Below are 25,761 nucleotides of genomic sequence, written 5' to 3' on the forward strand. Positions count from 1 at the left end.
GAAAAAAATCTGCGAAAATAGAAATTCGCGGCAATGGGTGCCCTTTTCCCATAGACAAGGTCGGCTAAAGGGTGACGGCAAAAGAGCAACGGCATATGTCCAATTCTTGATTAGACATTGCTATATCAAACCTTCCCTTCAGATCAGAATGAAGCCGATCCGGGTTCAACTGAAACATGATCGAGAAAGTAGGTTGCAATTGGGCTGGGTGGCTTGACACTATACCCGGCAACAATCCGTACTGAGTTCCTTCAGTCATCCCCCAGAATCGCCCACTGATACCATGACCCAACAAAAGCTTGCCATCTCCCAAATCGCAAAAAATCGTCATGGAGCACCTCCAGAAAGGGGAACTCTCCCAGGCTGAGACGCTCCTCAATCAAATTCTGGCAGTCAAGCCCGACCACCCCAACACCATTCATCTTTTGGGAGTCGTGGCGCATCAGAGAGGGGAAAACACCACAGCTATCGAAAAAATTTCCAAAGCGATTGAGCTTAATGGAAAGAAAGCCCCTTTCCATCTCAATCTGGGACTCAGCTATCAGGAGACTGGACGCTTTAAAAAAGCAGCCGAGGCGTTTCAAAAGAGCATTGATCTCGACCCTGAAGAGGGAGATGGCTATTACCTCCTGGGATCTACTCTCAAGCAACTGAAACACAGCGATTTGGCAGCGAAGGCCCTGATTGCGGCGATCAAGCACAAACCCGATCACTATCAGGCCTATAATGAGCTGGGAACCATCCTCAACAAACGAAAACAGCATGATCAAGCGATCACCGCCTACAAAAGTGCGCTGGAGATCAAGCCGGATTTTCCTGAAGCCTTGAGCAATATGGGCAACGCCCTTTCCAACATTCAGCTATGGAAAGAGGCCACTGTTTTTTTTCAAAAATCCATTGAAATCGATCCCAACTTTGTCTATGCCCACTACAATCTGGGGCTGGCCTTTGAAGCCTTGGGCCAAAAGGATGAAGCTGCAGCCGCCTTTCAAAATGCCGTCCGCATCAATCCGGATTTTGCCGATGGTTTTTTCAGTTTGGGCAATCTGCTGCAAAATGGGGGAAAACTCAAACTGGCTGCTGCCAGCTACCTAAAAGCGGTCAAGGCTGATCCCAAGCATTTCAAGGCCTTCAATAATCTGGCGCTGGCTGATAAAACGCTGGGTATGACCGAAGAAGCTCTCGGAGCCTGCCGCCAAGCCCTACGCATCAGGCCTAAATTTTTTCAGGCCTACAACAATCTCGGATCTATTTTTATGGATGTGGGGCGGCTCCAGGAGGCTTTATCAGCCTGTCGAAACTCCCTGTCGATCAATCCGGACTATGCCGATGCCCACTTTAACATCGGCGGCATCCAGAGAAAGATGGGGGATACCAAAAAGGCCCTCATCAGCTTCCAAAAAACCCTGGATCCCGACCATCCCCAGGCTGCACATATCATCAACTCCCTGGAAGGACGCACTACCCCCACGGCTCCCAGGCCCTATGTACAGCGCCTGTTTGATGGCTACGCCAAAAAATTTGACTCACATCTCGTCAAACAGCTCGAATACGATATCCCAGCCCGCCTGCGGCAGCAGTTTGATCGGGCAGCTGGGGACCAAACAGCCCTTCAAAATGCCGTGGATCTGGGGTGTGGCACCGGACTTGTGGGGGCCGAATTCAGAAACATCGTTACCTTTATCGCCGGCATTGATCTGGCCCCGAAAATGTTGGCCCAGGCCCACAATAAAAAGCTCTATGACGCACTTGTGGAAGATAATCTAGTGGAAGGGATGGCTGGCCTTGAGCGTAAATTTGACCTCTTTCTCTCAGCTGACGTCTTTATTTATGTGGGACAGCTGGAGCCGGTATTCCAGCAAGTCCAACAGTGTGCCGCTGAAAATGCCTGGTTTGTCTTTTCCACAGAACGAACACAAAAGCAGGACTATCTCTTGAGAGAATCAGGGCGCTATGCCCATAGCCGGGCCTATATCAACAGGCTGGCGACAGAGATCGGATTTGACATGGTCTCCACGGAACCGGTCCATATCCGCAAAGAGTCGGAGCAGTGGATCGAAGGGGATGTTTTTGTTTTGAGGAAGGGGTCTGGTTGATAGCGGCCTGATAGCGGCCTTTGAGGAGATTGATCCCTGACCATCCATCGTCTGCGTGGCAGACAGGAAAGCCCAAGTTGAGGATTTTTTTACTTGGACTGATACACCCGAGCCCCGTTCCAACCCTCAGGGGGGGGATTTTCCTGAAACTGGGTAGCCCGTTCCAGATACATTTCGGATAGTTGATCCCCGGGGCGCTCGGTGCAAAAGGCTGAAAAGGCCTCGACGGCTTCAGACCAACGGCGGCTGCGAAAGCCCTCTATCGCTGACTCCCAGCGCTCGCACCAGGAGATCTCCTCCGGGGTGGCTGTCAGGTGGGACGAAGCCCCCCCCACCGTACCGATCAATTCATAGATGGCGGTGGTGTGTGAGGCTCCCTTGGGCACCACCAAGTCGACACTCCGGAACAAAAACCGCTCTCCCACCCGCTCCCGCACCGCTCCGGTCACCAATATCTGGGTACCATAATATTTATTCAGTCCCTCCACCCGGGAGGCCAGATTGACGTTGGCGCCGATGGCCGTATAGTCCATGCGATCCGAAGACCCCACATTTCCCACCACCACATCGCCGGTATGCAAACCGACCCGGGTATACATGATGGGCCAGCCAAAGGAGGTCCAGCGCTCGTTCAAGGCGTTGGAGCGATGGGCAAAATCCAAAGCCGCCATACAGGCTTGATGGACATGATCGGGGGTGGGAATGGGGGCATTCCAAAAAGCCATCACCGCATCACCGATATATTTGTCGATGGTGCCGCCATTTTCTTGAACAGCCGCTCCCACGACTTGAAAATAAGTGGTCAGCTTCAGCATCAAATCTTTGGGGGGCAGATCCTCGGACAGGGTGGTAAAATTGGTCACATCGGAAAAAAAGAGGGTCACCTCCCGCCCTTGTCCCCCCAGCCGCACATCCTCTTCGGTATCGATCAGCCGCCGGACCAGATCCTTGGGCACGTATTGACCAAATATCCGCAAGGCATTTTTCATGGTCACCACCGAATCCCCCAACTGGCACAGCTCAGTGATGCGGGACTCAAAGTGGAATGGATCCTCCAACTGAAAATGGCGAATCCGGACGGTCTCCTTGACCAACCTTTGCAGGGATTCCGAAAAAGAGCGGGCAAGCCAAAAAATAATGGGCAGGCAGAGCAGAGAAGAGATGATCGAAACAGTCAAGCTGCGGCTGCGTACACTGGCCAAAGGCCCCAAAAACTCACTGACCGGGGCGATACTGGCCAGATAATCACCCTTGCCATAGCGCTCAGGCACCGGAGAGATGGTACCGATAAACTCCTCCCCACCCACCTCGACCATGGCCTGACCGTTTCGCAAACCATCCTTAAAGCGCAGGTAAAGCTCATCGATCATCGGCACGTTGAGATCGTTGACACTCCCCAGGGCGGAACCGCCCTTGCCATCTTTTCCCAAAACCGGATGAATGGCCGCCTGGGGATCGGGATAGGCGGTCACGATGCCATCGCCATTGAAAAAGAAGGAACGACTGCTGGGGGTAAATTCCTGGTTGTCCAAAAAGCGGGAGAGTTCCGACATGGGCAGATCCAGACCAAACACCCCTGTCCGCCCGGCGCGATCAAATTTTTTCGAAATGGTCAGGCCAATGATCTTGCGATGATGGTAGAGATAGAGCCCGGAATTGACCGGGATATCGCTGTTAATGGCCTGTTTGTACCAAGGACGGATACGGGGATCGTAGGTGGCGGGCTGGCGCTCCCCCTGGCCGATGAGGCGGCGCTGGGCATCCAGAAAGGTCCAGAGGCTCCAGGGTTCTTCCCCCTCAGCGCGCATCACCCGATAAACCCCAAAATAGGCCTCGTCCGGGGCTCCCAAACGGGCCCGCACATCCGGCAGATCGTTAAAGCGTACCACCTCGTAAAAAATGCCGTCGTCATACCCCATGTAGACCCCGTATAGCCGGGGATAGGACTCCAGGGTCTGAATCAAAATCGGTGTAGCGGGATGGTTTTCCTCTCCCACGACCGGGGCATAGATTTCAGGGCTTGCCGGGATGAGTTCCGCCAGCACATAGACCGGATCCATGATCTGGCTGAGACGTTCCAATATTTTTTCGTTGACCTGGGTAATGAGTTTACCGGCTGCGGTCACGGTGGTGCGGGAGGTTTGGGAATAGTTGTACCAGACCAGCCAACCCGAAAGAGTCAGCAGCATGGAGAGCATCACGGTGAGAATGGTGGCCCGGATCGGATAGCTGCGTCTGTTGGTGGTGTCGGACACGGGCTTTGGCAAAATCCATTCAGGGTGACGGTCTGTTTCAGGGTGACGACAATCGTATTTTCAATTTGCCAATCAGCGTAACCCAATCTTCTACCGGATAATTATCGACCGGAAAGTCTAAACGACAGCTCTTAAGAATACGTCATCAAAGTGCCGGATAGCCACCCCTGGCAAGCCGAATCAAAACAGCTTGGAATCATCTCTCCGGCAGCGGCCTGCCTCGTCCAAAAAACAACGTTCAACCACCACCAGATACGCTCTCTGACCCAAGCCAGACAGCAAACATGCCCCCCTATCTTTGCCCTTTACAGTGTGGCGAAACCTCTACCTCTTATCTCAGACCACCCGGTTTCCGGCAAACCTTCTCCCCAAACCGGTTCAGCCGTGGACGAGATCCAGAGGGGCTCCCTTCCCCTCCCCCTCCCCTGGCTCTGGTTGATCCAAAACGGGATCGGGTTTGAACAGAGGCACCCCATCATCCACATAGGCCTGTGGAACCAGAGGCAAGCTCACCATGAGGGTGGTGCCAGAGGCATCCTCCGAAACCATCCAGATATCCCCCCCCTGGGTCAGGGCCATCAAGCGAGCGGAATAAGTCCCCACGCCAATGCCATTTTTTTTGCCGAAAGTGACAAATTTTTCGAAAAACCGCTCCCGGATCTCCTCGGGAACGACCCCTTGATTGTGAATCTCAATGAGGGCTGTGGCGTTGTTTTGCATGGAGATGGAAACGGTCTGTTCCGTGGGTGAGGCCTCCATGGCATTTTTGATCAGGTTGGCAAGCAGGGTAAAGCAGAGAATCTCCTCACCAAGCACCCAAAAATGGGCCTTTCTATCCACCTCAACCCCTGCCACGGACAAACGGCTGACCAGCTTTTTTTGGCGAATCAAGCTCTTATTGTCATCAAAAATGCCAAAAATCACCGACACCAAATCTACAGGTCTGGGCTCAAAGGAGTAACTCCCCTGCTCCATTTTATAAAGGTGCAGGGAAAGATTGACCATATCGAGGAGGCGAAAGCCGCACTCCCGAATATGGTGCAGGGACTCCAGATGATCAGCAGATAGATCCGGATCCGCCAGCAAATGGTCAGCAAACCCGATCACCCCATTCAAGGGGGATTTCATATCGTGTCGGGAGATGCGTTCCATCTCCTTGCGCAAGCCTTCCGCCTCATGCATGGCCGCCAGCTGCTCATTGCGACGGTTGACCAGACGCCGCTGAATGACGGTTGTGACGACAAATACAATCAGCAAAACGACAATCCCGCCACCCCCCCAATAGACCCACTTGGGAATACCGGACACCTCAGGCCCGAACCAATTATTCAAAGAGCGGTAATAGAGGGACTTTTTATCCTCTTTCAGCAGAGACAGATGGTGATCTATGAGGCGAAGAAGGCCTTCATTTTTGCCTTTGGGTGAGGCGAAGCGCAGATCGATGGGATCGAAGATGATGGAACTGTCGATCACATCGAATTTTCCGCTATTATACATCCCGAAAAGACGACTCCCCACCCCGGCCTCCACCTGGCCTGCCTCCACCATCTGCAACACCTGGCTGTAGGATTCCCCCTCAACGATCTCGCTTTCAATCTCGAATTTGTCGATAAGCTTTAAAAAATTGATGGAGTGGATATCCTCTGGAACCAAAGCCACCTTTTTGCCTTTGAGATCCAAAATCGATTGGATGCCGGAATCGGGATGCACAAACACCTGGCTCCAGTTGAGCATGACGTTTTCGGCATTAAAATCCAAAAAAGCTGCCCGCTTTTTGGAGTAGGCGATATCCAGAAGGAGGTCGGTCTCCCCTTTTTTCAGGTGTTGCAGCTGTTGCGCCCAGGTGCCATAGACATAATAGAGCTGCCACCCCTCTTGGGCAGCCACATGCTCCAAAAGCTCCACAAAAATCCCTCGAGCTTGGCCTTTTTCATCCTGAAACACCATGGGCTCATTGGGATAGATACCAACAATGACATTCCGCTGCCATTGCGCCTGAACCGGCATGGCCAGCAAAAGGATCAGCCCAAAAACCGCCCAGCCAATGGCCAGGCGCCTATCAACTCCAAATCCAAGCCTCAAAACAGTCTGCCTGTTGGAAACTGGGGCTTTGCATCGATTTTGAAAAAAATCAAAAACAGTCTCAAGACAGCGCAACCCACCCATTTCCGGCACCCCCTGAACCTGATGAGATAAGACAAAACGAATGGCTTATCAAAACTTCAAAGACATCTCTTCTGAATGAGGATAACTGAAAATCTCAAAATCCGCTCTCCCGAATCAGAATAGCAGATAAAAACCGCCAACTCTCCTCGGCAAAGCTGATCGGCTCCCCCTTCAGCGTCAGCGTTCCCCGAATCACCCGAAGCCCATAGGCCCCCACCACATCGAAGTCAGGCTCAGGCTCGCAGACAAAGCGGACATAGCCCCCATCGACCATCATCTCACCCCGGGAATCCCCACGAACCGGAATCGCTCCACCATAGATCGAAGCCTGATAGGGAGATTCGAGATGGCTGACGTGGGTCCGCTCCAATGGGCCCATCCGGCAGGGAATGCGGGCCAGCTCAGCCATATCGGGTTGAAACACCCCTGTGGCAACACTCGACAGCCGACGCATCTCCCCCTCCGCCACCCACGCCTCTACCAGCCAGTGATCCGGGTCCACCAGAGTCACCAGTGGCTCGTTGGCAGCGATCCACTCTCCCGGGGCCAGCTTGGTCTGGGCCCAAGCGACTTGGCCATCCCAGGGAGCGATCAGGCGTAGTTTGGCTTTTTCCTGTTCCAAACCTTGGAGTTGGGTTTGGGCCACAGCCAACTCCCGGGCCAAAACCCCCACCCGCCCACTCTCCTGCCCCTCCAAACCCTCGGCCTTTTGCTGCCACCCCAGCAGCGACACCTCTCTGGCTGCCCGATGGCGTTCATGCTCCAGATCCGGGGAGTCCAGGGCCAGTAGCAGCGATCCCTGATGCACCTCCTGCCCCATGGTGACCGGGAAGGCCCGCACCCGCCCCGAAGCCTGGGAATAAAGGGTTACCTCCCCCTTGGAGCGAATCAAGGCGGGTAGCTGTAAAGAGGTGTGCCAGGGGATAAAAAAAAGCGCCAGCCCCGCCACAAGGATCAAGACGGAAAGCCCGGAGTGTCGGTTGAGGGTCATTTCATCACGCCTTTGAAACCACTGCTTGAATTCACCCAAAACAGGCCGGATCAAAAACCAGCCAACATTCACCCCGAGGAGAATCACCCCCAACAGTTTGAAAAAAAAGTGATATACCATCAAAGCGATGGCGCCGAACAAAAAAAACCGATAGAGCCACACTCCCCAGGCAAACCACACCAAAAACCGGGCTCTCCCCCGGGAAGTCTGGATCGGAGCCCCCTCCCCCAACCCTAACAACACCTCCCGCAAGCGCCAACGCCCCATGGCAAAAGCCTGCTCCTGGAGGTTGGGGATTTCCAGAAGATCGGCCAGGAGATAATAGCCGTCAAAACGCATAAAGGGATTGAGATTGACCCCCACCGTGATGAGCCCGGTGGTGGTGGCCATCAAAAAGAGAGCACTCCTCAAAGGACCATCATCGACAAAATGCCAGCTCACCAAGGCCAACGACGCCAGGGCGATTTCAGCCAAAATGCCTCCAAGCCCCACCAAAAGCCGCTCTCTGCGAGAGGGCAATTTCCACGCCTCACTCACCTCGCAATAGAGTACCGGCCACATAAAGAGCAGCGCCACCCCCAGGGAGGTGACCCGGCAACCGAAGCGCTTGGCAGTAACCGCGTGGCCCAGTTCGTGGACCGACTTGGCCAGCATCAAAGCCACCCCAAAATAGAGGAGCCCCACTGGCGAAAAAAGATGCACGAAGGTGGTGGTAAAGGCTTCCCACTGCTGCAACACCATCCCCCCGCCGATGAGACCGAGTATCCCGGAGAGGAGCAAAAATCGACCGGAAAAGAGCCAACCCAACCAAAAAAAATGTTTCTCCAGGAAGGCATCGGGTCGCCAGAGTGGGATCCGCCAAAAAAAATAGCGCCGCAGCCAGCCCAGCAACCAATGGCCCCGCCTCTTGGCCAGTTGGGAGGCAAACCCCTCCACACATGCGTCACCCGAAAAACGCAGCAGGTGATGGCGGGCCAGGTGCTCAAAAAAAGCTTCCACCAGGGCCGCGTCACAAGCCAGAGGCGTCTCCTGGTCGATGGCCTGGGCAATGGCGAGGGCATCCCCCAACTGCCAACGGTTGAGCATCTCGAACTCTGGCCAGCCGATCCGATAAAAACGATTGTTGGCAGGGTCGTGAAGGGTCCAGGTAGGGCTGCCGGATCGGGTGGCGGGGCCAGGGTGGAGGGTAAGCTCCTCCCGCAAACCATACCAGGTTGAAATGCCACCGCCAGCGATGGATAACCCCATGGCCCCGATTACACTCCCAACCAGCGCCAAAGAAGAGCCAAGGGGCGTCGCAGGAGATAGTGGAAGAGGGAAGCCTCGCCATCATAAATCCGGGCACTGCCCCTGAGACCGATCCGGGGCGGGAATGGGGTGGCATCGGCAGAAGAAGTGGCCCCCTCTGCGGTGGCTTCATCCAGGGTGGGTGGATCAAAGGTGGCCAGAAGGCGATAGCTGAGAACACCCTCGGCGGTGGGCCGGGCCTCATAGGCGGCATGACGCAGGCGACCGGGAAGGGGATCCCCGGGATGGGTATTCAAAAAAAGTGCTGTCCGGGCACCAGGGGTGAGGGTGATGGCATCGGCCACGGGTAATTGAATTTCCATCTCCACCTCCCTGGGATCGGCCAACAAAAACAGCCCCTCCCCCAGCACCACCGGCTTGCCGAGCCAATCATTGATATCGGTAAAGAGGGCGATGCCTGAACGGGGCGCGCGGATTTCCAGGCGTTGCAGACGCGCCTCCAGATAGTCTCGATCCGCCTGCCGCTGCTCCAGGCGTTTTTTCAGGAGAGTCAGACGGCTTTTGGAGCGCACATCCCGCACCGCTTTTTGCATCGCCTGGGCATATTCTGTCCGGGCCACTTCCCACTCCCGCTTGGCGACCTGGAGGCGGTTTTGCAGCTGGGCGCCATCCAGGGAAATCAACAGCGTTCCCGGATCGACCGCTTGATGGGGTTCCACATGCAACTGATCAATCACCCCCTCCATGGGGGCCCGAATCAAGACTGGATTATGGGCCACCACCTCAGCTGGAGCCATGACCGACTGGGTGACGGGCAAACAGAGAAGTGCGATCACCCCAAGGGCCACAAGCCATCCCAGACGACTCCCCTGCACCCCTTCCCAACCTCTTCGCCAGCGCCCCCGTCGGGAAAGGTGGCCCCACCAGGCGAGAGCCAGGCTTGGAGCCAGTTGCCGCCATATTTCCCCCTCCGCCTCTGCCCAAGGCTCTGCACGGGTCAGGAGCAATCCCCCCGGGGTGTCTCCCCAAGGGAGGGTCAAGGGGAGCCAATAGCCTTTTTCCGGCAACCATTGGGACCATTGCCGGGTCTGTTTTTCCGGCAACGCCCCCGGATCAACCACCCCGGCCAGATCCTTTTTGGCTATTTCCGCCAGCACCCCCTCCAGCCACACCACAAAAGGAGCCTCCCGGTTGAGTTCCGGCAGACCCGAAAGAGCCACCACCTCCCCCCGCCCCCCGGAGATACGCCGCCAGAGTATGGCTTGTCGGTAGGGCATCAAGCGGTGAAGCTCGTTGACCAAAAAAAATTGCGTCGCTTCCAGGGTGGTGCAGCGGCTGACCCGGTTTTGCAGTTGTAGCAGGAGAACAAGGGTTTGCGCAGGATCGTTGGACCCATTCCCTCCACTCTTGTCTGAACGGGATTTCCCCTTTCCAGCAGTGGTTGGATTCTTTTTGCCTGCCTCGGCAGTGGCGGGATCTTTTTCCCCCCGGAAGCGCGCGCGGGTTGGGCTCATGGTTGGGTGTGATGATCGGGTGAGATATGGACGCGACCACTCATACCCGGCACCACCCCCTTCCCCTTCCCTTTGAGGGTTCCAATCACCTTGATGGATTGGCTGACGGCATCGATTCGAGCACCAAAGCCACGCACCCGGGCGGCAAAGGTTTTATCCAGCTCTTCCAGGTGGATGGTAAAGGGATCCCCCACTCGAATGCGGGAGATCCAGAGGGAGGAGATGAGAAAGTGGACTTCGAGATTTTGGCCATCCTGAATATCCAGGAGGGGATCCCCTGCCTTGACATATTGATGCTCCCGGGCTTGCAGGGCGACCACCTGACCGCTGAAGGGGGCATGAATGCGGCATTTTTGGAGCTTGGCCAGAATAATCTCCTGCTCCGCCTGGGCTTTGGCCACCTCCCCCTGGGCCTCATGGATTTCCAGCTCGCTGGTAGCCTCGTATCGGGAGAGACGGGTGTGGATGTCGGCTTTGGCCTGAGCCAGCTTAAGCACCGCCTTGGCTCGGGTGAGACGGGCCTTTTCAACGGTGCAGTCCAGGGTCACCAGGGTTTTTCCCTTGGCAAAATGCGCCCCCTCCTTCACGGATAAGGTCCGAATCCGAGCGGGAATTTCGCTGGCCAGGGTGGTAAAGCGGGCGGGAAAAAGCTCCCCTCGGATTTCTGGTGTCTCCAGTTCCAGTGCTGGAGAGTGATCGGACTGAACAGGGGAAGATGACCCCAAAACACCACCGGAGTCAGACCAAGCTACTCCGGGATGAGCAAGACCTATCAAAAACGCCAGAACAAGCAGGAGAGCCCCTTTGCCATAAGCAAACCCGCTCACGAAAGGGAGAGGCTGATGAGAGGCATGGTGGTAGCCTGTAAAAGGTATGGCATTTGGGGAGGTGGATTTCATGCCCCTGCCATCACTGAAACGTGACTGTTTTCATTGGACGACAAGCCTGATGAACTATGGCTCCAAACTGTTTTTCCACTCCTGGGTAAAATCAACGAGGGTTTCGACAAAATCGGGATCCTGCTCTGTGCGATTGATCGTTGTGTGAATCGTGATCCTGTCGGGATTGGGCGGCAATCCAACGGTAATGCTCCAGGTGAGCCCGTTTGCGCATTTGGGCAGCACAAAACGATACCCTCCCCATATTTCGATACGCAATATGGTAAACTCACCCCAAACCGTAAAATAACGGCCCCAATCTTCTCCCGTTTCCAGGACTTTTTCCAAAGAGTCGCAATATTGATCAAGACGCTCCATCGTCAGGATGCTACGGAGTTGCGCTTCATCCCAGTCACGATCCACAAAAGCAAAAAATTCCATGGGACTTACCCTGTTTGCAGCAATGATTCATCTCTCAGAGGCTGTTTGGTGATTGTGGATTGCGCCGCCCCGGCAAGGCAAAATCGCGCGGAAAACCGGAGCGTACTTCCAGTACGTGAGGATTTGAGCACGATTTTAACGCCGCCGCGGCAAGCAGGACGCAATCACCAAACAGCCTCTCACCTGCACCACTATACGACACTCTCCCCCCAAGCCATCAAAAAAACAGTCTCACTTTTTTTCGAGAGGGAGATTGATCCCCATTTGGATCCGTTTTGCCATCTGCATTGTCCAGTTTTTCTTCCGGCAGCAGGTAGGGGAAGATGTCCGAGTGGATGACTTGCCACCCGACATTTTTGGGAACCGCCGTATTGGAGAGGGCTGCCACGGAAAAGCGATTCCAATAGGCCAGCATCGCCGGCACCCCCTGGGCGACCAGATCCCCTTGCTCTCTCTTGGCCTCAGCCAGAGTCGCCAAAGGCCCCAACCGCACCAGATACCATTGGCGATCCAGGCTGTCGGTCAAACTCAGGACGATGGCTTCAATCCCCTTTTCCCTCAAATCCATGCGCAAAGATTCGGCATATTCCCAATTGAGATAAGCCCCCAGCTGAACCCCATAGGGACCGGATTTCGGTGCGCTTTTGGCATCGATTTTCTTTCCAGAGGCACCGCTCTTGCCCCCACCGGAGGAGGAACCATTTTTCTTCCCGGACCAAACCGGGTGGCTGACTTCGACGATTTGTGGCGAATCTTTTCCTTTCCCCGTGGCAGTCACCACCCGGGGGGATAAATAATAGCGGTAACGCACCTGGGGATCATACTTTTCATCATCCGCTTGGGGATCGTATTTTTCATCCATCGCATCGGGATCATACTTTTCATCATCCGCTTCCGGGTCATATTTTTCGTCCATCGCATCGGGATCATATTTTTCATCCCCGGCATCGGGATCATATATTTCATCATCCGCTTGGGGGTCGTACCTTTCATCCCCGGCATCGGGATCATACGCTTCCGGTGTCTGTTGCTGTAGCTTCCTGGTATCCGCTTTTTTCTTGGTCTTCCAGGTCGGTTTTGGATCTTTGGCTCTCTCCCGGGCCTTTTCAACCCCTGGCAAACTCTTCTGAGCACTCCCACCAACCGCGACACCTGGTTGGGAGGTTTTCTTCTGGCTGGGAGGTTTCACCCCGGAAGAGCGGGATAAATCAGCGGGGGCAGCCGCTTTTCCAGCACCTTTGGAGTCCGTTTGGGAACCCAGAGCCTTCATTTCCATATCCAGGAGGTCTGGCAAATCATCAGAGGCTTCATCCACTCCCCCATCTCCCAACCCATTGAGATCCTTCTCGGCCACCCGGGGGCTTTCCCATAAAATTTCCACCGGAGGCTCACTTCCCAGCCGATAATCCGTGGGGGCCAGCGCCGCCCCTTCGTTCCATGCCTCTATCGCCTCTCTCAAGGCACGAGCCAAGGTGGGAATGTCATCCTCCCGACTGGCATTCAGGGCCAAATCCACCCCCAGGGAGAGGGCGATGCGACCGACGGCATTTTGGGCATCGGCATGGCTGGAATAAAACTGCAACCGGGAGTTGATGGCAGTGGCGGCGGCCCGGATGCGCTCCAGCTGGTTTTGGCTATCCTGGCGCACCCCGATGGCGATGTGGCCGTGAATCCGCTCGTCGATATTAAAAAGGGTGCGGGCCTCGTCATGTTTGCGTCGGGCGTTGCGATAGTCGCTGTAGGAAAGGTGCACCTGGGAAAGAACCGCCATATGCATCGCCAACCGCTGGAGCCGGACCAACTCCTCGCCACTTTCGGCCAGCTCCACACTCTTGGGGCCTTTCAATAACTGAAAGAGATCCCACACCACCCGGGAGCCCGCCACCCCCCAGGTTTCGTTCAGGTTGAAGCTGGTGCTGTCATAGTTGAGGGCATAGTCAAACTCCAACCCTGGCAAAAGCTTCAAGAGCGCCTTGCGGGTCTCTCCCCGGGTGATGCGGGCCAGATAGATCTGCTCACCCAGCTCGGGGCGATTGTTGAGCGCCAGCTCTTCCATCTCCCCCAGACCCATGGCGATATCCAGCACATCCAGGGCGTCATCCCCTGGAATCGACAGCTGGAAGGGGGTGCCGGGGGGCAGGTTGATGAGGGCCGCAAACTGGGTGCGGGCCAGGGTCATCTGATGGCGCAGCTCTTCCAGCTGACCGACGATCTCCAGCAAGCCTCGCTGATAGCGTAAAATTTCCAGTTGGGGTTTCAGCCGCTCCGCTTCCACCTGGCGGGCGTTTTCCAGGGCCTTTTTGGCCTCCACCAGGATCGGATCGATCTGACCTTGAAGCTTTTCAGCCCCAGCCGCCCGCCAAAAGGCGTAGCGGATATCAGCCAGAAGGTTATGGACCGCCTTGCGACGGATCTCCTCGGCGATCAACAGCTGGTCAGCATTTTGTTGGGCTTGAACGTAGCTGACACCAAAATCGAGAATATTCCAAACGGTGGTGAGGTCAGCGCTATATTTATCCCGATCAGCACTGGTGGTCACTTCTGCAGAGGGTTTGGCTCCGGTGATGGAATAGGAGCTGGAAGCCTGGTGGTTGTTGCGATGGCTGAATCCGGCATTCAGAGTGATCGAAGGCAGCAAGTCAAAGTGAGAAAGATCCCATTGACCGTGGGCGATGGCCTGCTCCATCAGACCTAAACGATAGTCCAGATTATACTTAAGCCCCCGAGCGAGAGCTTCGTAAAGATCCATGGGGGCACGCACCGGGGGCTGTCGGGCAAAAAGTGCTTCCCGATCCCCGGCAATGACAGCCTCCCGCTCCAGGCGCAAGAGGGGTTCCGGCAGCACCTGGCAGCCAGCGAGCACCCCTGCGAGCAGGAATATGCAAAACAATCTGAACAATACCAACCTCTTGGAAAACAAAGCCAAATAAACCTGTCCTGTTTTGGGCAAAGCCCCCCCTCACCCCTCACCCATCAATCGCTGTCAGGAGCCCTTCTATCAGATAGATCAAAGCAAATTGAGAGCCAATACCTCCAAATTCAATCAAAATTTTGAGTGTAAGCTGAACAACGACTTAAAATAGCGCAAACTGGCGTCACTCCACAGTTAATCAGGAAAAAATTATGAAATTATTATCAAAATGGGGCATTATTATAAAGTGGGGAAAAATTATTTAAAGGATGCGACCGGAGGTAACTGGGATTGATGACCAAGTGGTCCACGCACATCCGCACATTATTAAGTCGAAAAAATACCTCCCAAAATATCAATGGTGGGAGTGACCCAACCTGCCCCAGCGAAACATCCCACCCTCTCCCCCCCTCTGCCTCCCCTCCCCCACTCCAAGCGGCTCCCACCCTGTTCCTGGCCCTGGAACCCCGGATCATGCTGGATGCAGCGGCCCTGGTAACGATGGATGCTGCTCTGGATGGCGATGGGGAGGATGGCCTGAATGGGACCGATTCCCTGGAAGCGCATCGGGAGCTTGACACCTCCCAGGGGGATGCCCTCAGCCAAGCCCTGCTATCCCTCCCCCAGCCCACCTCGGATGCTTCCCGGGAGATCGTGTTTGTTGATGACTCAGTGCCGGATATCGACACCCTGTTGGAGAGCGCCGGCCCCAACCGGCAGGTGGTTTTGCTGGATGGAGAGTCGGATGGCATCGCCCAGATCACCCGGGTGCTGGACCACTTTTCCGATATCGACGCCATCCACATCCTTTCCCACGGGGATGATGGCGAAGTCACCCTGGGGAGCACCACCCTCTCCAACGACAACATCGACGATTATGCCGATGCCCTCACCTCCTGGGGGGAAGCGCTCACCTCGGAGGGGGATATTCTTTTTTATGGTTGTGACGTGGGGGCTGGAGAGGCTGGGGCTGATTTTGTCACCCGTCTGGCCGAACTCACCGATGCCGACATCGCCGCCTCCCTGGATCTCACCGGCTCGGAGGATAAAGGGGGGGATTGGGATCTGGAAGTAAGCCACGGTGAGATCGAAAGCAGCGTGGCCCTCAACACCGAAGCCCAGCAGAGCTATTCCGGCATCCTCGCCACCATCACCGTGGATACGCCGGACGATGAAACTGCCGCCACCACGGACCTGGCCACAGAGACTGCCGACGGCACCGGGCTATCCCTGCGGGAGGCCGTAGCGGTAGCCAGTGCCGGAGATACCATCACCTTCGATACGGCCACCTGGGGCACTACCAGCACCATTTTCCTCACCAATTCCACTGCCCTCCATCTGAATATCGATAATCTCACCATCGACGGCGATCTGGATGCCGACGACATCGCCGACATCACTTTGGACGGCAACGCAGCCACCCAAGTAATCCGCAGCGATGCCAACGGCTTAACCCTCACCAGCCTGATCATCCAAAATGGTACCCCCTCCTCCCTTGCTCTCAATGGCGGGGGGATTCGCGTCACCTCCGGCGACCTGACCGTCACCAACAGCACCATCCAAAATAACAGCGCCTACGGCACCACCGGCAGCGGCGGCGGGATTGCCCTGGATGCCGGGACCTCCATAGCTCTCGAAGGGGTTTTGCTCTACAGCAACAGCTCCAACAGATGGGGTGGGGCCATCTATGCCAGCGACGCCACGGTCACCATTCTCAACAGCACCATTTCCGGCAACAGCGCCAACTGGGGAGCTGGTGTGGCTGCCACCGGAACCTCCTCCATCACCATCCAAAGCAGCACCATCACCGACAATACCGCAGCCAGTACCGGCGGTGGGCTCTACACCTCCGGCACCGCCCTCATCGACCTTACCCACACCATCGTTTATGGAAACACCGGTAGTGCAGCAGATCTTTATGGTGCCTCCAGCTATTATACCGACAGCGGCTACAACCTGATCGGTGTTACGGACACCTCCGGCTTCAGTGACGGGGTCAACGGCAATATCGTCGGGACCGATCCCGTTCTGGGAATTTTAGCGGATAACGGCGGTCCCACCTGGACCCATGCCCTGGACAGCAGCAGCCCCGCCATTGATGTGGGAGATCCCACCTACGCCCTCTCCACCACCGACCAGCGGGGTGAAACCCGGGAGGTAAATACGGTGGATATCGGGGCCTATGAATATCCCAACAGCGCCCCCACCATCACCGGCTCCTCCGTCCAGGCCATTGATGATGACGCCACCGCCACCCTCTTTTCCGGGGTGACCCTGGCTGATGACAATGTCGCCGATCTCGTCACCGTCACCATCACTCTCACCGGACCCGCTTCAGCCGGGGATAACGGTACTTTTACAACGCTTGGGGATGGGACGAATGATTTCACCACCGGGGATGGGGGAGCCAGCTATTCGGTATCCGGCCTCTCCCTCACCCAAGCCAATGCCACCTTGCAGGCGCTGGTTTTTACCCCCACAGCCAATCAGGTAGCGGTGGGCTCCACGGTACAGACCACCTTTCAGATTTCGGTGGATGATGGCATCGACACCACCAACGATACCACGACGATTCTCACCGTCACTTCGGTGAATGACGCCCCCGCCATCACTGGAGCTACGGCTCAAGGCATCGACGACAACGCCACCGCCACCCTCTTTTCCGCCGTCACTCTGGCCGATGCCGATGTCAGCGATCTGGTGACCGTCACCATCACCCTCACCGGACCCGCCTCAGCCGGGGATAACGGCTCTTTTACGACCCTGGGCGATGGGGTGAATGATTTTGCCACCGGGGATGGGGGGGCCAGCTATTCGGTATCCGGCCTCACCATCGCCCAAGCCAACGCCACCTTGCAGGCTCTGGTCTTCACCCCGACAGCCAATCAGGTAGCGGTGGGCTCCACGGTACAGACCACCTTCCAGATCACTATCAGTGATGGCACGGCCTCCGCCAACGACACCACCACCGTGCTGACCGTCACCTCGGTGAACGATGCCCCCACTGCCGCCGACAACACCGTCACCACCGATGAGGATACCTCCTACACCTTTGATTCCACCGATTTTGGTTTTAGCGATGACGATACCGGCGACACCCTGAGCCAGATCCGCATCACCACCCTGGAAGGAGCCGGAAATCTGCTGCTGGGTGGGGTGGATGTCGCTGTGAACGATACCGTCTCCCTGGCAGAACTGACCGCAGGGGATCTCACCTTTGCCCCAGCCACGGATGAAAATGGCAGCGGCTACGACAGCTTCGAGTTTGAAGTCCACGACGGCACCGCCTACAGCACTGTTTCCTACACCATGACCATCGATGTTTCAGCGGTCAACGATGGCCCCTCCATCGGCTCGGGAGACTCCTCCATTACCCTGGATGGCGTAAACGACTATGTCTCAGCGCCCGACATGGGGATTTCCGGCGCATTCACCGTGGAGCTTTGGCTCTATGTGGATGACAACACCCAGGATTGGGCGCGGGTTTTCGATTTTGGTGAAGGGACCACCGACAACATCGCCCTGGGCTTTGAAAGCACCACTGGAACCTTGAGCCTCTACACCTTCAACGCTGCCGCCTCTACCGTCGTCACCACCGCCTCCACTTTTCCCACCGGTGAGTGGGTCCATGTCGCTGCGGTCAACGATGGGGCGGGCAACGCCTACATCTACTGGAATGGTGTTCTGGAGGCCTCCAACACCGGCCAGTTTGCAGCACTCAGCGTCACCCGCTCCAACAACTATATCGGTCAAAACAATTGGAGCGGGTATGACTATCTGGAAGGGACTCTCCGGGATTTCCGGGTGTGGAACGACGCCCGCACCCAGACCGAAATCCAGGACAACATGAATGTCACCCTGACGGGCGGTGAAACAGACTTGGTGTTGCTCTATCTTACCGATGAAAACAGCGGCACCACCCTCACCGACAGCAGTGGCAACGGTTATGACGGCACCCTCAACAGCGGCATTGAGTGGTATGTCTCCCCCCTCACCGCGACGGTGGCCGGAAACGAAGATATTTCCGAACAAATCATCGCGATTCTTTTTACTGACATTGACTCCGGAGCCAACAGCGTCACCGTCACTCTATCGGTCGCCAACGGCACCCTGACCCTGGCTGACAGCGTCACCAATGGCGTTGTCGCGGGAGAGATCACCGATAACGCCACCGCCTCGCTCTCCATCACCGCCACGGTGGATAGCATCAACACCACCCTGGGCGTACCCAATGGTCTGATCTATCAACCCGATGCTGATTTTAACGGCACCGACACCCTCACCCTCTCCATCAATGACCAGGGCAATACCGGCTCGGGTTCCAGCGCCAGCGACACCACGACAGCCAGCATCACCGTGGCTGCAACCAACGATGCCCCCACCCTGAGCGGAGCTACCGCTCAGGCTATCGACGACAACGCCACCGCGACCCTCTTTTCCGCCGTCACCCTGGCCGATGTGGACGACAGCGAACTGGTGACCGTCACCATCACCCTGACCGGTCCTGCATCAGCCGGGGATAACGGCAGCTTTACCACCCTGGGAGATGGCACCAACGACTTTGCCACCGGGGATGGGGGAGCGAGCTATTCGGTATCGGGCCTCACCATCGCCGAAGCCAACGCCACCCTCCAGGAGCTGGTATTCACCCCGACGGAAAATCAGGTGGCGATTGGTTCTACCGAACAGACCACCTTTGAGATCGAAGTGGACGATGGCGAGGCCATTGCCACCGACACCACCACGGTATTGACGGTCACCTCAGTAAACGACACCCCTACCATCAGCGGCATCACGGCTCAATCCATCGATGACTCCGCCACCATCGCCCTCTTTTCCGGGGTGACCCTGATTGATGGCGATGTCGGCGAGCTGGTGGATGTCACCATCACCCTGACGGGACCGGCCTCAGCGGGAGATAACGGCAGTTTCACCACCCTTGGGGATGGGGTGAACGATTTTGCCACAGGGGATGGGGGAGCGAGTTATTCTGTTTCGGGGCTCACCGTCGCCGAAGCCAACGCCACCCTTCAAGCCCTGGTGTTTACCCCCACCGCCGATCAGGTAGGCACCGGCTCCACGGTACAAACCACCTTTCAGGTCGATGTCAACGATGGCGACGTCACCACCTCCGACAGCGCCACCGTGCTCACGGTGGTGAATGACGCCCCCAGCATCAGCGGCGTCTCGGCGCAAGCCATCGACGATAACGTGACCGCGACCCTTTTTTCCGGTACCACCCTCGACCATTCCAATGCCAGCGCCACCCTCGACATCACCATCACCCTGACAGGCCCCGCCTCGGCTGGGGAGAATGGCACCTTCACCACCCTGGGGGATGGGGTGAATGATTTTACCACCAGCGACAGCGGTGCCACCTACAGCGTCAGCGGCCTCACCATCGCTGAAGCCACCGCCACCATCCAGGCCTTGGTCTTTACGCCTACCGAAAACCAGATCGCTCCGGGCTCCACCGAACAGACCACCTTTGAAATCGCGGTCTCCGATGGCACCACCACCACGACAGATACCACCACCGTGCTGACGGTCACCTCCATCAATGACAAACCCACCTATTCCGGCATGCCTGACCAGGCCATTGATGACACCGAAACCATCTCCCCCTTTGCCAATGCCGTCGTGGTAGATGCTGATTTTAATGAGCTGGTCGATGTGACCATCACCCTGGAAGGACCTGCGACAGCCGGGGATAACGGTACATTTACGACCCTGGGGGATGGGGTAAACGATTTTGCCACCAGCGACGGGGGGGAAACCTGGGAACTTACCGGGGTCACCATTGATGAAGCCAATGCCTCTTTCCAAGCTTTGGTCTTCACCCCCACCGAAAACCAGGTAGCTATCGGCTCCACGGTAGAAACCACTTTTAGAGTTCGATTCAACGACGGCGATATAAATGCCTGGAACAATCTCCTACTCACCGTCACCTCGGTCAACGTCGACCCTGAAATATGGGGCGCTTCGGCTCAGGGGATCGATGACAGTGAAACCAGCACGCCCTTCGCTACCGTCACCCTGAACGACAACGATCCCGATGCTGTCGTCACCGTCACCATCACCCTGATCGGCCCAGCCACAGCCGGTGAGAATGGCACGTTCACCACCCTGGGGGATGGGGTGAACGACTTTGCCACCAGTGATGGTGGTGTCACCTACAGCGTCAGCGGCCTGAGCATTGCCGAAGCCAATGCCTCTATCCAGGCCATCGTGTTTTCCCCCACAGTAGATCAGGTCGCATCCGGCTCCTCGGTGGAAACCACCTTCCAGATCGCCCTGGACGACGGCACCAGCACCATTTACGACAGCGCCACCATTCTCACGGTGGTGAACGATGCCCCGACCATCTCCTGGACCACCCCCTGGGCCGTTTATGACTCCAACGCCCCCTTCGAGCCCTTTTCCTGGACCACAATCAACCATAGCGATGCCAACGCCACCCTCTCCATCACCATCACCCTGATCGGCCCTGCGACAGCGGGAGAGAACGGCACTTTTACCAATCTGGGGATCGGCACAACCCTGTTTGCCACCAGTGACGGGGGAGAAACCTACACCATCTCCGGGCTGACCATCAGCGAAGCTACCGCCGCCCTCCAGGCCCTGGTCTTCACCGTAACGGAAAATCAGGTCGCACCAGACTCTTGGGTCACGACCACCTTTCAGATTGAAGTCAGCGATGGTACCGCCACCACCACCGACAGCAATACCGTGCTGGATGTCTTATCTGCCAACGATGCCCCCACCATCACCGGCACTTCTGCCCAAGCCATCGACGACACCGCCACTGCCACCCTCTTTTCCGGGGTCACCCTGGTGGATCCGGATGAGAGTGAAACCCTCACCGTCACCATCACTCTGACCGGCCCCGCTTCGGCTGGGGATAACGGTACTTTTACCACCCTGGGGGATGGGGTGAACGATTTTGCTACCGGGAATGGGGGAGCCAGCTATTCGGTATCGGGCCTCACCGTCACCGAAGCCAACGCCACCTTGCAGGCCCTGGTGTTCACCCCAACAGCCAATCAAATCGCCTCAGGTTCTACGGTCGCCACCACCTTTCAAATCGATGTGGACGATGGCGCAGATGCGGCTTCCGATAGCGTCACGGTACTCACGGTCACCTCGGTCAACAACCCCCCCACCATCACCGGAACCGCTACCCAGGCCATCGATGATACCGCTACCGCCAGCCTCTTTTCCGGAGTCACCCTGGCTGATGGCGATTCTGGCGATCTTTTTGCCGTCACCATCACCCTGACCGGCCCCGCATCCGCTGGGGATAACGGCTCCTTCACGACCCTGGGAGATGGGGTGAACGACTTTGCCACCAGCGACGGGGGCGCCAGCTATACGGTCTCCGGTCTGACCATTGCCGAAGCCAATGCCACCCTGCAAGCCCTGGTTTTCACCCCCACCGAAGATCAGGTGGCTCCCGGCTCGTCAGTCACCACCACCTTTGAAATCGATATCAATGACGGCAGCGGTTCCACCACCGACAGCGTCACCGTGCTCACCGTCACGCCGGATAACGACACCCCCACCGATATCAGCCTCTCCAACACCACTCTGGACGAAAACATCGACACATCAAACGGGGTCACGGTGGGATCGTTGAGTTCCACCGATGCCGATACGGGGGATAGCGCCAACTATTCTGTGGTGGGGGGAGCAGATTCGGGATCTTTTTCCATCAGCGGCACGGATCTGATCATCAATACCGGTGGGATCCTCGATTATGAAACCCAGTCCAGCTATGAAGTGACAGTGCGGGTGACCGACGGGGGGTCGGCGACCTATGATGAAACCTTCACCATCACCCTCACCGACCAGAGCGATCCCCCCACCGCCATCACCCTCTCCAACACCCTCCTGGATGAAAACATCGACACTTCCAGCGGGGTCACGGTGGGGAGCCTGACGACCACCGACCCCGATAGTGGGGATAGCGCCTCCTATGCCATCGTGGGGGGGACGGATTCGGGGTTCTTCTCCATCAGTGGTTCGGATCTGATCATCAACACCGGGGGCGTGCTCGATTATGAGACCCAGGCCAGCTACGAAGTAACCGTTCGGGTGACCGACAGCGGGGCCAACACCTATGACGAAACCTTCACCATCACCATCAACGACATCAACGATGCCCCCACGGAAATTTTTCTTTCCAACACCACCCTGGATGAAAATCTCGACACCTCCGGCGGCCTCACGGTCGGAAGCTTAAGCGCCACCGATCCAGACACCACCGATACCGCCACCTTCACCATCACCGGGGGAGCGGATGCCGGGGTGTTTGCCATCAGCGGCCAAGATCTGGTGATCAATACCGGCGGCGCTCTCGATTATGAAACCCAGTCCAGCTACGAAGTAACTGTCCGGGTCACCGACAGCGGCGCCAACACCTTTGACCAGACTTTCACCATCACCATCAACGACATCAACGATCCTCCCACAGAAATCACCCTCACCAACACCACCCTGGATGAAAACATCGATACTTCGGGTGGGGTCACGGTGGGGGCTCTCAGTGCCACTGACCCGGATACCACCGATAGCGCCACTTTCAGCCTCACCGGGGGAGCGGATGTTGGCCTGTTTTCCATCAATGGTTCAGATCTCGTCATCAACACCGGGGGCTCTCTCGATTATGAAACCCAATCGAGCTATGAGGTGACGATTCAGGTGACCGACAGCGGCACCAACACTTTTGAGCAAACCTTCACCATCGACGTCACTGACCAAAACGAAGCCCCCACGGAAATTCTTCTTTCCAACAACATCCTGGATGAAAATATCGATACCTCGGGGGGGGGCACGGTGGGGACTCTCAGTGCCACTGATCCGGATGCCGTCGATACCGCCACTTTTAGCATCACCGGGGGAGCGAATGCCGGCCTGTTTTCCATCAGTGGTTCGGATCTCATCATCAATACCGGGGGCTCTCTCGATTATGAGACCCAACCGAGCTATGAGGTGACGATTCAGGTGACCGACAGCGGCACCAACACTTTTGAGCAAACCTTCACCATCGACGTCACTGACCAAAACGAAGCCCCCACGGAAATTGTTCTTTCCAACAACATCCTGGATGAAAATATCGACACCTCAGGAGGGATCACGGTGGGGGCTCTCACTGCCACGGATCCGGATAGCGTCGATACCGCCACCTTTACCATCACAGGTGGAGCGGATGCCGGCCTGTTTGCCATCAGTGGTTCGGATCTCGTTATCAACACTGGTGGCTCTCTCGATTATGAAACCCAATCGAGCTATGAAGTCACCATCCAGGTGACTGACAGCGGCACCAACACTTTTGAGCAAAGCTTCACCATCGACATCACTGACCTAAACGAAGCCCCCACGGAAATTGTTCTTTCCAACAACACCCTGGATGAAAATATCGATACCTCGGGGGGAATCACGGTGGGGGCTCTCACTGCCTCCGATCCGGATCTCACCGATACCGCCACTTTCAGCATCACCGGGGGCGCCGATGCCGGGGTGTTCAGCATCAGTGGCTCAGATCTCCTCATCAATACGGGGAGCACTCTCGATTATGAGACCCAATCGAGCTATGAAGTAACGCTTCAGGTGAGCGACGATGGTGCCAATACCTTTGAACAGACCTTCACCATCACCCTCAACGACCTCAACGATCCCCCCAGCGAAATCTTTCTTTCCAACAACACCCTGGATGAAAACATCGACACCTCAGGGGGAATCACGGTGGGATCGCTGAGTGCCACCGATCCGGATCTCACCGATACCGCCGCCTTTACCATTGCTGGCGGAGCGGATGCCGGAGTGTTCAGCATTGATGGCGAAAGCCTCCTCATCGATACCGGCGGCCCTCTCGATTATGAAACCCAATCAAGCTTTGAGGTGACGATTCAGGTCACCGACAGTGGTGCCAACACCTATGAGCAGACCTTCACGATTTTCTTGAACGACATGAACGATGCGCCAATCCTGAACCAAGCCATCTCCGATCAGGAAACCAGCGAAGGGGAGGATTTCAGCTTTCAGATCGATGGGGAAACCTTCACCGATCCCGATATTGCCGACAGCCTCACCTATACCGCCACCCTGGCTGATGGCTCCGGGCTTCCCGGCTGGCTCTCCTTCAATGACGGAAGCTTGGCTTTCAGCGGCACCCCAGGGAATCAGGATGCCGGGGAGCTGGCGATTCTCATCACCGCGACCGATACCGCTGGTTTGAGCGCAACCGAAAGCTTTCAGCTCACGATCCAAAACGTCAACAGCGCCCCCCTTCTTACCATCAATGCCGGTAATAGCACCCTCGATTATCAGGAAGGAGATGGCGCACTCACCCTGGCGGGATCCGCCACCCTGGAAGATATCGACGGGGAAACATTGAGTAGCTTGACCGTTACCCTGGCCAACGCTGGAGCCGATGATCTCCTCACAGCCAACACCGGCAGCACCGGCATCACCCTTGAAGATTACGACCCCGACACCGGCCAGTTGATACTGAGTGGCGAAGCCTCCATCGCCAGTTATGAACAGGTTCTCCACTCCATCGCCTTTGAAAACAGCTCCGACGATCCCCTGGAGGGAGAGCGCACCGTCTCCTTCGTGGTCAGCGATGGCCTGGACAGCTCCAGCGCTGCCCGGGTAACCGTCACAGTCACCTCTGTCGCCCCCCCAGCCCCACCAGCCGATAGCGGCTCCGGCTCGACCGATTCCGGCGGATCCTCCTCGGGTACCGGCACAGGTAGCTCAACAGGCACTTCCGGCACCGGCACTTCAACAGGCACCGGCACGGGTACGTCAACAGGCACGGGCACTTCAACAGGCACTTCCGGCACCGGCTCTACAACGGGTGGCTCCGGGGATGCCGGGGGATCGGCAGGGGATGGGGGGGGCAGTGGTGATGCCGGTGGTGGTGATACGGGTTCGGGAGCCGATGCTGGATCAGGAGCCGATGCTGGCTCAGGAGCTGACGCTGGCTCAGGAGCCGATGCCGGTTCAGGAGCCGATGCCGGTTCAGGAGCCGATGCTGGAGGTGGTGATACCGGAGCTGGAGCGGATGCGGGTGGGGGTGATGCTGGCGGGGCCGATGCCGGTGGTGGTGATACCGGAGCTGGAGCGGATGCGGGTGGGGGTGATACTGGCGGGGCTGATACCGGTGGAGGGGATGCTGGCGGGGCTGATGCCGGTGGAGGGGATGCTGGCGGGGCCGATGCCGGTGGTGGGGATGCCGGCGGGGCCGACGCCTGCCG

The 25,761-nt window shown here is 56.8% G+C and carries 9 protein-coding genes; 2 read left to right on the forward strand and 7 right to left on the reverse strand.

Features of this window, described 5'->3' with window-relative positions; genetic code table 11:
• Positions 1-329 precede the first annotated feature (329 nt).
• Complete coding sequence (locus HQL52_15855) at positions 330-2,096, forward strand: tetratricopeptide repeat protein (GenBank protein MBF0370923.1); 1,767 nt, start codon at positions 330-332, stop codon at positions 2,094-2,096.
• An 89-nt stretch (positions 2,097-2,185) separates the two neighbouring features.
• Here HQL52_15855 and HQL52_15860 read toward each other — a convergent pair whose 3' ends face one another.
• From HQL52_15860 to HQL52_15890, 7 genes are all read right to left on the reverse strand, one after another.
• Positions 2,186-4,351 carry a hypothetical protein gene (locus HQL52_15860; protein MBF0370924.1) on the reverse strand — a complete coding sequence of 722 codons (2,166 nt, stop codon included), beginning with the start codon at positions 4,349-4,351 and terminating at the stop codon, positions 2,186-2,188.
• 378 nt (positions 4,352-4,729) lie between these two features.
• The gene (locus HQL52_15865; GenBank protein ID MBF0370925.1) at positions 4,730-6,367 is read right to left on the reverse strand and encodes a transporter substrate-binding domain-containing protein; all 1,638 of its coding nucleotides are present in this window, start codon (positions 6,365-6,367) and stop codon (positions 4,730-4,732) included.
• Positions 6,368-6,611: 244 nt separating this feature from the next.
• Positions 6,612-8,756, reverse strand: a complete 2,145-nt coding sequence (locus tag HQL52_15870) for an HlyD family efflux transporter periplasmic adaptor subunit (GenBank protein ID MBF0370926.1) — start codon at positions 8,754-8,756, stop codon at positions 6,612-6,614.
• 8 nt (positions 8,757-8,764) lie between these two features.
• The gene (locus HQL52_15875) at positions 8,765-10,270 is read right to left on the reverse strand and encodes an HlyD family efflux transporter periplasmic adaptor subunit (protein ID MBF0370927.1); all 1,506 of its coding nucleotides are present in this window, start codon (positions 10,268-10,270) and stop codon (positions 8,765-8,767) included.
• The gene (locus HQL52_15880; GenBank protein MBF0370928.1) at positions 10,267-11,097 is read right to left on the reverse strand and encodes an efflux RND transporter periplasmic adaptor subunit; all 831 of its coding nucleotides are present in this window, start codon (positions 11,095-11,097) and stop codon (positions 10,267-10,269) included. The genes HQL52_15875 and HQL52_15880 overlap by 4 nt, the downstream gene beginning before the upstream one ends.
• Positions 11,098-11,223: 126 nt before the next feature.
• On the reverse strand, positions 11,224-11,589 hold the full coding sequence (locus HQL52_15885) for a hypothetical protein (protein ID MBF0370929.1): 366 nt from the start codon (positions 11,587-11,589) through the stop codon (positions 11,224-11,226).
• A gap of 217 nt (positions 11,590-11,806) precedes the next feature.
• A complete protein-coding gene (locus tag HQL52_15890; GenBank protein ID MBF0370930.1) occupies positions 11,807-14,479 on the reverse strand; it encodes a TolC family protein in 2,673 nt (890 codons plus the stop codon).
• 315 nt (positions 14,480-14,794) lie between these two features.
• Here HQL52_15890 and HQL52_15895 point away from each other — a divergent pair.
• The coding region (locus HQL52_15895) for a cadherin domain-containing protein (GenBank protein MBF0370931.1) at positions 14,795-25,761 on the forward strand (10,967 nt) is incomplete at its 3' end.

The sequence above is a fragment of the Magnetococcales bacterium genome (assembly GCA_015232395.1).
Classification (GTDB): domain Bacteria; phylum Pseudomonadota; class Magnetococcia; order Magnetococcales; family JADFZT01; genus JADFZT01.

Bases quoted from the DNA above. Each gene is read 5' to 3' on its own strand.
- HQL52_15875 (MBF0370927.1), bottom strand. From the start codon at position 10,270: ATGAGCCCAACCCGCGCGCGCTTCCGGGGGGAAAAAGATCCCGCCACT.
- HQL52_15855 (MBF0370923.1), top strand. From the start codon at position 330: ATGGAGCACCTCCAGAAAGGGGAACTCTCCCAGGCTGAGACGCTCCTC.
- HQL52_15870 (MBF0370926.1), bottom strand. From the start codon at position 8,756: ATGGGGTTATCCATCGCTGGCGGTGGCATTTCAACCTGGTATGGTTTG.
- HQL52_15885 (MBF0370929.1), bottom strand. From the start codon at position 11,589: ATGGAATTTTTTGCTTTTGTGGATCGTGACTGGGATGAAGCGCAACTC.